Annotated in this window: 13 protein-coding genes; 3 read left to right on the top strand and 10 right to left on the bottom strand. The window is 52.7% G+C overall.

The genetic code is table 11. The features are described from left to right. Positions 1–6: 6 nt before the first annotated feature. From A3844_RS27205 to rpmG, 8 genes are all read right to left on the bottom strand, one after another. Complete coding sequence (locus A3844_RS27205; RefSeq protein WP_074109086.1) at positions 7–765, bottom strand: GNAT family N-acetyltransferase; 759 nt, start codon at positions 763–765, stop codon at positions 7–9. An 18-nt stretch (positions 766–783) separates the two neighbouring features. Next, positions 784–1,200 (bottom strand): DUF6157 family protein, encoded by a 417-nt coding sequence (locus tag A3844_RS27200; protein ID WP_074109085.1) that lies wholly within the window; start codon positions 1,198–1,200, stop codon positions 784–786. Positions 1,201–1,379: 179 nt separating this feature from the next. Then, positions 1,380–1,649, bottom strand: coding sequence for a 30S ribosomal protein S14 (rpsN, locus tag A3844_RS27195; protein ID WP_074101006.1), 270 nt, complete (start codon positions 1,647–1,649; stop codon positions 1,380–1,382). Between the two features lie 42 nt (positions 1,650–1,691). Beyond that, a complete protein-coding gene (locus tag A3844_RS27190; RefSeq protein ID WP_074109084.1) occupies positions 1,692–2,765 on the bottom strand; it encodes a metal ABC transporter substrate-binding protein in 1,074 nt (357 codons plus the stop codon). 20 nt (positions 2,766–2,785) lie between these two features. Then, on the bottom strand, positions 2,786–3,619 hold the full coding sequence (locus A3844_RS27185) for a metal ABC transporter permease (protein ID WP_074109083.1): 834 nt from the start codon (positions 3,617–3,619) through the stop codon (positions 2,786–2,788). After that, on the bottom strand, positions 3,565–4,272 hold the full coding sequence (locus tag A3844_RS27180) for a metal ABC transporter ATP-binding protein (RefSeq protein ID WP_074109082.1): 708 nt from the start codon (positions 4,270–4,272) through the stop codon (positions 3,565–3,567). Before A3844_RS27180 ends, A3844_RS27185 begins: the two co-directional genes overlap by 55 nt. Positions 4,273–4,578: 306 nt before the next feature. Beyond that, the gene (locus A3844_RS27175; protein ID WP_074086059.1) at positions 4,579–5,784 is read right to left on the bottom strand and encodes a GTP-binding protein; all 1,206 of its coding nucleotides are present in this window, start codon (positions 5,782–5,784) and stop codon (positions 4,579–4,581) included. Positions 5,785–5,850: 66 nt separating this feature from the next. Next, positions 5,851–6,000, bottom strand: coding sequence for a 50S ribosomal protein L33 (rpmG, locus tag A3844_RS27170; protein ID WP_074086058.1), 150 nt, complete (start codon positions 5,998–6,000; stop codon positions 5,851–5,853). 199 nt (positions 6,001–6,199) lie between these two features. Between rpmG and A3844_RS27165 the strand changes: the two genes are divergently transcribed. From A3844_RS27165 to A3844_RS27155, 3 genes are read left to right on the top strand one after another with little or no spacing between them, the layout of a single operon-like run. Next, complete coding sequence (locus tag A3844_RS27165) at positions 6,200–7,240, top strand: CobW family GTP-binding protein (protein ID WP_074109081.1); 1,041 nt, start codon at positions 6,200–6,202, stop codon at positions 7,238–7,240. Then, positions 7,237–8,226 (top strand): permease, encoded by a 990-nt coding sequence (locus A3844_RS27160; RefSeq protein ID WP_143192173.1) that lies wholly within the window; start codon positions 7,237–7,239, stop codon positions 8,224–8,226. The genes A3844_RS27165 and A3844_RS27160 overlap by 4 nt, the downstream gene beginning before the upstream one ends. 30 nt (positions 8,227–8,256) lie before the next feature. Beyond that, positions 8,257–9,132, top strand: coding sequence for a TIGR03943 family putative permease subunit (locus A3844_RS27155; RefSeq protein WP_074109080.1), 876 nt, complete (start codon positions 8,257–8,259; stop codon positions 9,130–9,132). 25 nt (positions 9,133–9,157) lie between these two features. On the opposite strand, the gene A3844_RS27150 is transcribed toward A3844_RS27155, so the two are convergent. Both A3844_RS27150 and A3844_RS27145 read right to left on the bottom strand, forming a co-directional pair. After that, positions 9,158–9,346 carry a DUF6954 family protein gene (locus tag A3844_RS27150; RefSeq protein ID WP_074100999.1) on the bottom strand — a complete coding sequence of 63 codons (189 nt, stop codon included), beginning with the start codon at positions 9,344–9,346 and terminating at the stop codon, positions 9,158–9,160. A gap of 29 nt (positions 9,347–9,375) precedes the next feature. Next, complete coding sequence (locus A3844_RS27145) at positions 9,376–12,849, bottom strand: PAS domain S-box protein (protein WP_074109079.1); 3,474 nt, start codon at positions 12,847–12,849, stop codon at positions 9,376–9,378. Positions 12,850–12,888 lie beyond the last annotated feature (39 nt).

The raw sequence follows: 12,888 nt of genomic DNA, 5'->3' as shown, positions 1-12,888 counted from the left end.
CTCCTCCTAATGCCGGCTCTTCACTCTGTACCAGTATTGATAAATTTCCTGGAAGCCCAGCTTGTCATATAGTGCTGAAGCCCCTGCATTGGCCTGCACCACCTGAAGAAAAGAATGGGCCGCCCCCAGATTTTTGGCCCAGTTCAACAGGCTGCACAGCATTTCCTCCGCCATCCCCTGCCGGCGGAATGCAGGAGCTGTACATACATCATATAGTCCGATGTACCCGTGCTGGATAACACCGAGCCCGCAGGCCGCTGGCATCTCATCCTTTAGCAACAGGGCATATCCCTGCTTCAAAGAGGAAGCGGACAGCATTCTGCGCAGAGTATCCCGGCTTGCAGACGACAGATCTGTCATTCCCGCGAAAGCCTCCAGCCAGTCTTCTGTCAGTTCCTCCCAGATTCGGACATTGTACCTTCCAGCTGGAACGGGCAGATCCTGCAGATCCAGAGTTCTGACCGAAGAAGGCTCCACGATCTCGTAGCCCTGCTCAGCCAGACGTCCGTCCAGGTCTCCAGGCTGGATGAAGGGAGTGATTTTGAATACGGTGTTCAGCCCGGCTCCCGCATAATACTGCTCGGCGAGGCGGATTTTGTCCATGATTTCCAGTCCGCCCTGCTGGGCATCCAGTCCATATAGCGGATTTACTGAATTCGCACGTTTGGTGTAGCCTGCCGAGGTGCGGAGTATCCAGCCCTCCAGCAGCACACTTTGCTCTGCAGGCCAGGTATTTAGCGTGATCTCTTCAATATATTTATGCAAATTCGGTGCTCCTCTTTGTCATTTTTGGTTGCGCATCGCATTCAGCTGCCTGACGCAGCTCACGCTATCGGATGTGAAATGATCATACTCCGGGGACTCTTTGCCATACAGGGCGATTTTCCCCTCATGATTATAGTGGATACCCCAGCCATATCTTTTGGGCAGCATGGAGGCGCGCAAGCAAGGGTGGCTTTTGGAGAAAAGCTCAGTCCAGATCTCCTCCTTATGCTCCGCTCTCTCCTGGTCAGGAATCTCCTTATGGCGCACATGTACCTCGTACAGCAGTTCTTCATGGGTATAAGTATAAGGCGACCCTGAGAGCAGCTCATACTGTATGACATGGACCGGCGGGTGCAGGCGTGCAGACACAGGAATAATACCTGTCTCGACCGGACAATCGACAGCTACACGGATGAACGTATCGGTATAACTCATGATCTGGCCTCCTTCAAGGTCGGTTACATTTGTCTACTATCATAATTCACCCTGCTTCATCAGGCAAAGCCTAACCGCCCTATATTTGGTAAAACCTTGTATATACAGTAAAACGGCTATCTCTCCGCTTAAGCAGAGAAACAGCCGTTCTATCTGAAACGGGTATACAGTCGAACCGGTTACCAGCTTGATTTGGTAATGCCGGGGATTTGTCCTTTGAGCGCAAGCTCCCGGAAAATAATCCTTGAAACCTGAAACTTGCTTAGGTATCCCCGGGGTCTGCCGGAAACGGCACAACGGTTCTTTTGCCGGGTGGGTGACGAATCGCGCGGCAGCTTTTGCAGAGCCATATAATCCCCCTCTGCCTTCAGCGCTCTCCGTCTGTCAGCATATTCTGCTACAAGTTTCTGCCTCTTCATTTCTTTCACGATCTTCGATTTCTTGGCCATGCTGCTTCAACTTCCCCCTTCATAGGTGTATTGTATCTAACTCTATTCGTTCAACGCTGTCTTCAGCGCTTCGAGGTTCTTACGCATAATACTCAAGTAATCCAGATTGCTGCTGCGGTCCTCATCGGTCAAGCCTTCAATCGGATTGAGCACCGCGGTCTTGGCACCAATCTCCCGGGCGACCGTATCAGCGACACTGGATGATACCAGGGTTTCAAAAAAGATGGTTTTCACATCATGTGCCTTGGCGAACTCCACAATACCGGCCATTTGGGCGGCGGAAGGCTCCTGCTCTGGAGAAAGACCGGCGATTGGGACTTGCGTCAGGCCATACTCCTTCGCCAGATAGCCGAAGGCAGCATGCTGGGTGATGAAATCTTTGCGCTTTGTATCTTTCAGACCTTCCTTAAAATCCCGGTCAAGCTGCTCCAGCTTGGCGACATAGGCATCACTATTCGATTTGAAGGTTGAAGCATTCTCAGGAGACGCTGCGGACAAAGCGGCGGTGATCGTCTGAACCTCCTTGATGGCAAGGGAAGGTGCCAGCCAGACATGCGGATCAAGACCGCCATGGTCGTGGCCTTCATCGGTATGCCCGCCTTCTTCATCAGTATGTTCGCCTTCTTCAGGAGCATGATCATCTTCCGCTCCGGTGTGATCCTCTTCTTCCTCTTCCACACCTTCCATAATATTCAGCCCTTTACTGGCTTCAACAGCAATCAGCGGGGTGCCGGAAGCACTTCCGATCACCTGCTGCGCCCAGCCCTCCATACCGGCACCGTTGTATACAAGCATGTCGGCAGCAGATATTTCAGCCATATCCTGAGCCGTCGGCTCCCAGTCATGCGGCTCTACACCTGCTGGAATCAGCGTTTCCACATCGGCCAAATCGCCGGCAATATTTTTGGTGAACTCATACATCGGGTAAAAGCTGACCTTGATGTCCAGCTTGCCCGCCTTGACTTCGGTACCGGCGGCTGTCGGCTCTGTGCTTCCGGATGAAGCAGGGGCGGCACTTTCCGCATTGCTTGGGGTTTTGTTACTGTTGCAGCCCGCGGCAATCAGGGTTAGGGCTAGGGAAAGAACGGTAAGGTGGCGGATTTTAAAACTCAGCATAGTGGGATCAAGCTCCTTTTTTATGTAGACTTACGGACATTGCGGCGTCTTCGGATTGCCAACAGCTTCTGAAAGGAGATGGCACCCAAAAGAAAGCATAATAAAATGAGGGCTATCGTACCTCCGGGCGGTGTGTTGATGTAATAAGAAGCGGTCAGGCCGCTGAAAACACCCGCAAGGCCAACACTGACCGAAATCAGAATAGCGGCGGTAAAACCGGATGCAATCCGCAGAGCGATGGACGCCGGAAGGACAATCAGCGCGGATACGAGCAGTACGCCGACAACCGGCATTGCCGCTGCAACCGTCATACCGGTCAGTACAGCAAATGAAAATGACAACAAGCCGGTATGAACACCGCTGATCGAGGCGGTCTCTTCGTCAAAGGTCAGGCTATAGAGCGGACGTCGAAGAAGAATAAAATACAATAGACCCACTACAGCCACTATAGCTATCAGCCCCAGCTGGGTATTACTGACGGCGACGATGGAGCCAAACAGATAGGAGGTAAAGCTCCGGCTCAGGTTCTGTTTCAGACTCATCAGTACTACCGCCAGCGCAAGGCCTGAGGTCATAATGATCGCTACCGGAAGCTCACTGTATGTACGGTAAGAACGGCGGAGCTGCTCAATGACAAGGCCGCCGGCCACAGCCACTGCAAATCCGCTGAGCGCCGGATTCAGCTGCAGCACTGAACCCAGCGCTACGCCGGCAAGCGACACGTGAGATAGCGTATCGGCCATTAGCACCTGCCTGCGCAGCATCAGGTATACACCCAGCAGCGGACCGATAATGCCGATCAGGCCCCCGGCCCAAAATGCGCGCTGCATGAATTCGTAACCAAGCATGTCCAGCCCTCCTGCTCTTTTCGTTCCAGACTAATCGTGGTGTCCAGATAGGGACTAGTCTCTTCAAGACCGTGTGTGACCATAATGACCGTCCGGCCGTGGTTGCTCACATAATGGCGCATCAGCTTATAAAATCCGGTGCGGCTCCCGATATCCATGCCTGTTGCCGGTTCATCCAGCACCAGTACCTGCGGCTGCTGGGCCAGTGCCCGTGCGATGCAGATGCGCTGCTTCTGCCCGCCGGACAGCTCCCCGATCCTGCGGTTCCGGTATTCCCACATGTCCACCTGCCGCAAACTCCGCTCCACAAGCTCCTCCTGCTCCTTCGTAAAACGTCCGAACAACCCCAGCCGCGGATAGCAGCCGGACCGGACCAGCTCGATGACCTTGCTCGGAAATCCGGCGTTGAAGGATGCGACCTGCTGCGGAACATAGCCGATGACAAGCTTCCCTCCCTCCGTCATCTCCTTGTTAAGAGAAACGGTTCCGCTCCAAGGCCGAAGCAGACCGAGCAGAAGCTTGAGCAGTGTGGTTTTGGCTGCTCCGTTCGGACCGGTGATCCCGATGAACTGTCCGGCTTCAATATCGAGCGACAGGTTGTCAATGACCGGCTCATGTCCGTAGCCGAACACCACATTCTTCATGGATGATAAAATCACGGCGTATCCCCTCCCTTTATAACTTCGCGTCTGTTTCGGACGGGTTTATTCGTAATAATTACGTATTAACTCCAATGATATTATCGTAATAATTACGATTTGTAAATACAAAATGAATAATTAATCGTAATAATTATGATTAGAGTCACTAACCATTGATAAATCAACGTCATATTTCGCCCGCTCTACTGGTCAGGTTATTCTCATACAAAAGAGCCGGAATCACAGATTCATGATCCCGGCTCATTCTATGACTTCAAGCTCCAGCTCTAGATTCCGCTCCCATTGGGAGTGGTTCAAGTCTGCTTACTCCAAGGCTGCAACCCTTTCCCCGGCTGGCCAAGGCAGCGGGTTATTGAAGCTACTCCAATCCTGCTGCATCTCACTGGTGGTCAGCAGGCATCTGTCCAGCCGGGCTTCAATATTCGCCCGGTTCATACCGATGCCAATAAATACGACCTCATTCATGCGGTCGCCCCAGCGCTCGTCCCATCTGGCTGTCATATCGGGCTCCGTGGCAAGTACTTCAAGCTGCTGCTCCTCAGGCAGCGTTGCCAGCCAGTAGCCTGCAGGGCCGAACTGGATCGAGGGTCCCGCCTGGCTAATCGTTGCGGCAAGGTCACCTTTGGCCGCCAGCCATACCAGCCCCTTGGCCCGTACCACTTCTTCTGGCCAATTGCTGAAGAAGAAGCTTAGCCGCTGCGGATGAAAGGGCGCTCTGCGGCGGTACACAAAGGAACCAATACCGTATTCTTCCGTCTCCGGCGTATGCTCCTCCTTGTTCAGCTCCGCAATCCAGCCGGAGGACATGCTGGTTCGTTCGAAATCGAACCGTCCTGTATTCAGAATCTCTTCGGGATCAACCACACCATTAACCGTACGGATGATCTTCGCGGCAGGTTGTAGTCTCCGCAGCACAGATTCCAGCTTGTTCAGCTCCCGTTCCTCCACCAGATCACATTTATTCAAGAGCAGGACATCACAGGTTTCAATCTGATCGATAAGCAGATCGACAATATCGCGTGCATCTTCTTCGCCGGCAACAGTTCCACGGTCAATCAGGCTGTCGCCCGAAGCAAAATCATGCCAGAAGCGGTTGGCATCGACTACGGTAACCATAGTATCAAGTCTGGCCAGAGCAGTCAGATCAATATCTAACTCAGAATTGGCATAGGTAAACGTCTGGGCTACAGGCACAGGTTCACTGATGCCGGAGGACTCGATCAGAATATAATCGAAACGCCCCTCCGCCGCCAGACTCTGCACTTCACGCAGCAGGTCATCGCGCAGCGTGCAGCAAATGCACCCATTGGACATTTCAACCAGCTTCTCCTCCGTCCGGGAAAGAGTGTTGCCTGATTTCACCAGGCCCGCATCCACATTGACTTCACTCATGTCATTCACAATTACGGCCACCTTCAGGCCGTCCCGGTTGTGAAGGATGTGATTAAGCAATGTAGTCTTGCCTGAGCCCAGGTATCCGCTGAGCACGGTAACAGGAATGGGGTTCATAGGTTATCTCCTTAATCTCGCCTGAGATGTTATAGGTTTACAGCTTGTCTTACAACGATCCGTAGATCATCGGGTCTCACGGTGCAGCGTAACCCGTTTCAGACGGGGGCTGTATTTCTTCATCTCGATTCGGCCCGGCTGAGTCTTCTTATTCTTGGTGGTGGTGTAATTGCGGTCGCCGGTTTCTGTACAGGCCAGTGTCACGATAACTCTCACTAACATCAGCTCCTTTCTATTTAATCGTAATGTTTACGATTTAAACATTCTACAGGTTTGTTCTGCTCAATGTCAACAGCAATCCCAAAAAATTTCAACTCTCTTAGATTTGTGGTCTTTCTGGCAGATCCATTACGTATAGATGGAATTATGAAAATATGATTCTTGCAATAGCAGGAATGTAGCGGGAGGGAGAAACATGAAGATACCGGTAATCATCCTGAGCGGATTTCTGGGGAGCGGCAAAACAACTCTGCTGCTCACGCTGCTTAAGGCGAGTAAAGCAAGAGGTCTGAATCCCGGCGTTGTAATGAATGAACTGGGTAAAAAGGATGTCGATGGCTACATTCTGCAGGAGCATGGCGGCACCATTGTGGAAAAGCTCCTGGACGGCTGCGTCTGCTGCAGCCGCAAGGAGGAACTTCCAAAAACGCTGGGCCTGCTGCTCTCACGTCGGCCGGATGTGATCTTCATCGAGCTTACCGGCGTTGCCGATCCCGAGGAAATCGCCAAATCACTGCTGGAGCCTTCGCTTAGCGAGCGGCTGAAGCTGCACTACTCCATAACCGTGCTGGATGCGGAGAATGTGCTGGAATATGGCAGCCGCTTCTCCGCCGACAAGCAGCTTGTACGGACACTGCGCCGCCAGCTGTCCAGTGCTGATCTGATTATTGTCAACAGGAGCGATCTCGTGGAACCGGAAACCCTATGGCGGATTGAAAAAATGGCCAGCCGTCATAATGCAGAATCCGAGATCGTATTTACACATTACAGCGAAATCAATCTCACTCCGCTGCTGGCAGGGATCATCCCCCGTGAACAGCATACTTCAGGACCACAGCGCGGGCGCAGTGATATGAACGGCACCACACTTAAGCGGATGAATAGTCTCCACGGCGGACAAGGAGCAACCGCTGTGCAGGAACCGGAATCTGCCCAGCAGGCCTCGTATTCGCAAGTAGCTGCGGTGACACTGACCTTTCCACCAGAAGCGGCAAGCGGAATCCGGATGGAGCAGCTTGAGGGCTTTTTCCGTGAATGGGGAGACAGCCTGGTGAGAGCCAAGGGGCATGTCCGGCTCGCCGGGCAGGACGGGGTCCAACTGGTCCAATACGCAGGAAACCGCTGCACTTGGGAGTTCTCGCGCTATCCCGGCCAGCCTTATCTGGTATTCATCGGACTACATCTGGACGAGAAGCAGCTGACAGACCGCTGGTCCGCCTTGTTCCAGCAGCCTTGAGCACCCTTTCACCGCTCAAAATGCTGCCCCTGCTGATTCCTGCCGCTTTCCTGATTACAGCGGGTGTCCTCTGGCTTCCGGGTCACCCGCTGATGCTGGACAACGCCTATACCGTAGCCTTCAAAACCGGATTTATCGGCATTTTGCTGGAAGCATTGCCATTTGTCCTTCTGGGCGCGCTGCTCTCTTCACTCCTCCGTGTATTCGTACCGGATGAGATGATCTCACGCTGGATTCCGCGGCGGCCGGTCCCGGCGATCCTGTTCGGCTGCCTGCTTGGCATTCTTTTCCCTGTATGTGAATGCGGGATGATTCCGCTGGTCCGCCGCCTGATGCACAAAGGGATGCCGCTATACGTGGCCATCGTCTTCATCCTGTCGGGTCCAATCCTGAATCCAGTGGTCTACGGGGCCACATTGACGGCCTTCCGCGCCCATCCGGAGCTGGCTTATGCGCGGATGGGACTGGCCTTTCTCGTGGCCTCCGTGATCGGTTTGGTGGTGTATGCCACCGTCCGCAAATCACCGCTCCGGCTTTCGATCAGCCGGGAGGGCGGAGAAATCCATGAGCGCAGTACGCGCGGCGGCAAACTGGTTGCTGTATTCGTGCATACGTCGGAGGAGTTTTTTGAAATGGGCAAATATCTGATCATCGGGTGTCTGCTCACCTCCGGCATTCAGACCTTCATGGATCAAGGCAGCCTGGCCGCCATTGGCGGGAAGCCGCTGGGCTCCTATCTGTTCATGATGGGGCTGGCGTATGTGCTCTCGCTATGCTCTACCTCGGACGCCTTTGTGGCCTCTACTTTTCTGCATACATTTCCCAGCGGCTCCCTGCTTGCCTTTATGGTGCTGGGACCGATGCTCGATTTCAAAAACTCGCTGATGCTGCTCTCGCTATTCAAGACCAAATTTGCTTTTTATTTGTTTTTCCTGATCTTTTCAGCTGTGTTTATCGCTTCCGTTCTAGCCTCGCTGTGGCTATGATACCCTCAAGAACGTTCAGGAGGTCCGCATATGAATGACTCCCGGAGCATCCGGCTGCACTATGGATTCAGGTCGCTGGTCCTGCTGCTCTTCGCGCTCTATATCGGGCACCTGGTTCAGCAAGATGCGCTGCATTACTATGTCGCCCCCAAGCTGGCACGCTGGATTCGCCTTTGTCCGGTACCGCTGGCACTGATGGCGCTAAGTCTCGGAATCCAGGCGTTATTCGGCAAAAGCACGCTACTCTGCGACTGTGAGCACCGCCTGCCGCGATCCGGACTGGGCAGCGCTATGCTGTACAGCCTGTTTTTGTTCCCGCTGCTGTTAGGCTTCCTGCTTCCCGACCGTTCGCTAGGCAGCGAGGCAGCGGCCAAGAAAGGTATCGCCTTATCCTACATTGCCGAGGAAGCCGCTGAGCATGTGAAATTCAATGCCGCAAGTCCTTACCTGGAGGAGTTCGCTGAGCTCGCCGGGAAGCTGTATGCGCAGCCTGTAATCCAGGTGTATCCGGAGATTTTTTCGGAAACCCTGGGAGCTATCGACTTGTACAAACCGCAATTTGAGGGCAAATCGATAACTGTGACCGGATTTCTATACCAGGAGAACGGAAAAGGGGCCAAAAAGGCGTTCGCGGTTAGCCGCTTCCTGGTGCAGTGCTGTACGGCAGACGCAACTCCCTTGGGCATCCTCCTTGATCCCGCAACGCAAATAAGCCTGCCGGCCGATACCTGGATTGAGGTTCGGGGCAAGCTCCATATGTCGTTTTATCAGGGCAAGGAAGTCATAAAAATAATACCCGATAGCATTGTTCCGGTTCCGTCCCCCTCCACTCCCTATGTCTATACCAATGCTGACTCGGTGGCTGCCTGGGCTGAGATCCACGAATCCGGACACGTGGCTAAATAACCGCAGCCTTTAAAATCTTCACGTGTCAACGCCTGCGCAGCCTCTTCAGGATGATCCGCAGCCAGACTGTAATCGCCGCATAGATCACAAGAACCACGATTAGGGTGAGCGTCCGCTCTTTGGCGGAGCCGTCGGCGAACAGCACCGGACCGAGGCCGAAGAATGTGGTCAACAGATACAGTATTGCAAACAGCCCATACACAAGCCCTCTCATTCACAAGCCCCTTTTCAAAAAAACACTCCTTATCTGTGGATATGGGCGGACCATTCCCGCAGCACTCTATCTACTTCAGCCGGTGAGATCGGCTTGGAGATAAAGTCCTGCATACCCGCTCTAAGGCACAGCTCCTTGTCCTCTTTGCGGGCAAAAGCTGTTGCAGCAACAATAACCGGAGTCTGCCCCATTTCGTGGCGAATGATGCTGGTCGCTTCAATCCCGTCCATGAGCGGCATTTGAATATCCATGAATACCAGATCATAATGATGCGAGCGCACCGCTTCAACAGCCTTCTCCCCGTTCAACACCACATCGGCGCAATATCCGCGCTTTTTGAGGTAAGCCTGAAGCAATTGCAGATTCACCGGGTGATCTTCAGCAATCAAGATAGACAACGGACCGTATTCACCCTCCGAGGAGGTTCTGTCCCCTGCATTCTTCTCATTACTCGCACCAGCGGCACTTATGGAGAGTTGGTCATAGGAAAGTTCCGACAGCGGCAGGAAAACATGGATAGTGAAAAAGAATTCCGCCCCTTCTCCTTCGCTGCTGTCTACACCGATCATTCCGCCCAGCAGTTCCACCAGTCTTTTGCTGATCGCCAGGCCAAGTCCTGTGCCGCCATACTTGCGGTTGATCGAGGGGTGAAGCTGGGAAAAGGACTGAAACAGAAGGCCCTGGCTGCCCTGCGGAATGCCGATTCCTGTATCTTTCACAGTGAATTTAACAACCAGATCACCGGTATCAGCAATGGATTGCAGCTTCGCAGTAATGTGAATTTCGCCCTCTTCGGTAAATTTCACTGCATTGCCGAGGAGATTCACCAGAATCTGGCGCAACCTGGCCTCATCCGTCACCACAAGTAGCGGTAAATCCGGGTCCAGCTCAGTATGAAGCAGCAGGCCCTTTTCCTTGACTTTTGGATAAAACAGCTCGGTCACATTCTGAAGCACCTGGGACAGATCTACTGTCTGCAGATCCAGCGTCATCATCCCGGCTTCAATCTTGCTGAAATCCAGCACCTCGTTCAGAATATGCAGCAAGGTCTCGCTGCTTTTGTTGATAATTTGTGTATAGTATTCCTGCTCTTCATCAAGCTCAGTTCCAGCCAAAAGATCCGCCATGCCAATAATTCCGTTCATCGGCGTACGCAGCTCATGGCTCATGATTGCCAGGAATTCCGACTTGGCCCGGTCTGCCTGCTCCGCTGATTCCTTTGCCCTTACAATAGCCTTTTCTTCCGTAATGTCCCGGAAGACGACAACCGCCCCCTTCCGTTCCCCATGATCAAATAATGGAGACATGCGGTATTTCACCAGGAAGCTGGAACCGTCCTGTCTCCAGAACACCCCTTCCTTGTCCTCGTAAGAGAGATAGCTTGCGAGGGAGTCCGATAGTGACCTCCGTCCGTTGGTATACGGTTCGGCGTCCAGCCATGTCTGTTCCACGGTATGCAGCTTAATATTCCTCGCCAGTTCACCTGGCTCATACCCCAGCATCGTCGATGCAGCCGGATTAATAAACATCGTTTCGCCCTCAAGATTCATACCAAAGATACCTTCGGAGACCGAATTCAGAATCAGCGCATGCTCATAGCTGAGCTTCTCAATCTGCTGCAGATGGCGTTTGCGTTCTGTGATGTTGCTGGTAATACCGAACACACCCACGACTTGGCTGTTCACCATAATCGGCACATAGATCACGCTGACCTCAACCGGATAACCTCCCCTGTGGATCAGTCTGCTCTCAAAGGTCTGAGGTAATCCTTGCGCTGCCTGCTCAAAACGTTCCTGGGCAAAATCCAGCTCTTCCGGGTCAATAATCTCGCTGTAACTGGAATGCAGAAGACTCCCGCGCGGATAGCCGCTCAGTTGCTGGAGACTGGCATTCAGTGACTGGATATGCCCATCCAGATCCATCGCACTGATCGCGGACGGATTATACTCAAACAGGGATTTATAACGGTTCTCACTTTCCAGCAGCTTCAGTTCATATTGCTTGCGCTCGGACACATTGCGGGTGACACAGACCATTTCGGCCATGCCACCCGGGCCTGCACTGATATGGCGCAGCGTCGTTTCCACCCATAAGTAAGAGCCATCCTTGCACAAGAAGCGGAAATTGATTGGCTCCAGCTTGCTGCCCTCCATGCTCTTCTGCAGATAAGAATGAACTCTGTCAACATCATCCGGATGAACGTACTGCATGCCACTCGAGCCTTCCAGCTCCTCTGGTGTGTAACCTAGCATAGGCTGGCAAACTGGCGATGCATACAGGTAAGCAGCCTCGCTGTCCGTGGTATTCCGGGAGATAAAATCCAATGAATTCTCAGAAATCAGCCGGTAGTTCCGCTCACTCTCACGAAGCTGCTCCTCCATCCGGTAGCGTTCGGTGATATCCTGTACAATCCCATTCACCTGTAAGGTTTTACCTGCTGTATCCAGCACGACTTCCCAGTAGGTATAAATAACCCTGCGCTCGCCCTTCTCGTTCTCAATTCTAAACACATATTGACCATTAACCCCGGACTTCAATGTCTTGTGCAGCTCCACCCGCAGCTGCGCCAGGTCCTCTGGAACCACGCGGGCTAACAGCTGCAAATAATCAATATGGCTGTGCGTGCCAATTTCGCCATTTTCGCACATATCAAAAATTAACCGCAGCTGTTTCGAAACGGTCATTTGCCTGCTTGGGGAATCCCATTCCCATGAACCCATCTGGCCCAGCGCCTGGGCAGTTGCCAGCATATTCTCATATTTCTTGCGTTCTGTGATATCACGGGCAATAGTCAGTACCTGCTCTACATTCCCATCGCTGTCACGCATCACCTGAAATGAATTTTCGAGCCACAGATAATGCCCATCCTTATGCCGGGCCCGGCGGGTAAACACATCACTGTCAGAGTATGCCTTCCCGTGCTCAGTCATTTCTATCACATCTTCTTCATGATAGAAATCCGGTCTTTTCCTGCCGATCACCTCTTCCATCGGGTAACCAAGCAGCTTCTCAACGGATGGAGACACGTAGCGTACCGTTCCGTCCGCATCCGCAAAGGAAATCATATCCGGTGTATTCTGCGTAATCAGATTATAGAGCAGCCGGTCCTCCTCAATCTTTTTCTCGGCGAGCTTACGGCTTGTAATTTCCGTCAATTCGGCGATTAGGTGAAGAGGATCACCGGTAGTCTCATCAAACGTTAAGAAAATATGTAATGCAATCCAAATGATCCTGCCGTCCTTGCGCACAAAACGTCTCTCTTTATTTACAGCCGCACCGGGACTGCGCAGCAAATATTGCATGATCATATCATGATCAGCAGCAGGCTTATCCTCCGGGTACGCAATATCCAGGTAACGGAGATTCATCATTTCTGCTTCCGAATACCCGAACATACTGCAGAGCGCGGGATTCGCCATAATCATGGTACCGTCTTTCGTGGAGACTACTGCGAACCCTATAGAGGACCGCAAAAATAGATGCTTAAAGAGTATGTCGGTCAAGTGATAGAGCCTCCTCTGTGAAAGTGGGGACTGAAACTA

This window comes from Paenibacillus helianthi (assembly GCF_001909055.1).
Classification (GTDB): domain Bacteria; phylum Bacillota; class Bacilli; order Paenibacillales; family Paenibacillaceae; genus Paenibacillus_AQ; species Paenibacillus_AQ helianthi.
Note: the sequence above shows the minus strand (reverse complement) of the source record. Positions and strands in the feature narration are given on the sequence as shown.

Excerpts from the sequence above, each read along its gene's own strand:
- A3844_RS27175 (WP_074086059.1), bottom strand. The coding sequence starts at position 5,784 with ATGAACCCCATTCCTGTTACCGTGCTCAGCGGATACCTGGGCTCAGGC.
- A3844_RS27200 (WP_074109085.1), bottom strand. The coding sequence starts at position 1,200 with ATGAGTTATACCGATACGTTCATCCGTGTAGCTGTCGATTGTCCGGTC.
- A3844_RS27150 (WP_074100999.1), bottom strand. The coding sequence starts at position 9,346 with ATGAGAGGGCTTGTGTATGGGCTGTTTGCAATACTGTATCTGTTGACC.
- rpsN (WP_074101006.1), bottom strand. The coding sequence starts at position 1,649 with ATGGCCAAGAAATCGAAGATCGTGAAAGAAATGAAGAGGCAGAAACTT.
- A3844_RS27155 (WP_074109080.1), top strand. The coding sequence starts at position 8,257 with ATGAATGACTCCCGGAGCATCCGGCTGCACTATGGATTCAGGTCGCTG.
- A3844_RS27190 (WP_074109084.1), bottom strand. The coding sequence starts at position 2,765 with ATGCTGAGTTTTAAAATCCGCCACCTTACCGTTCTTTCCCTAGCCCTA.
- A3844_RS27165 (WP_074109081.1), top strand. The coding sequence starts at position 6,200 with ATGAAGATACCGGTAATCATCCTGAGCGGATTTCTGGGGAGCGGCAAA.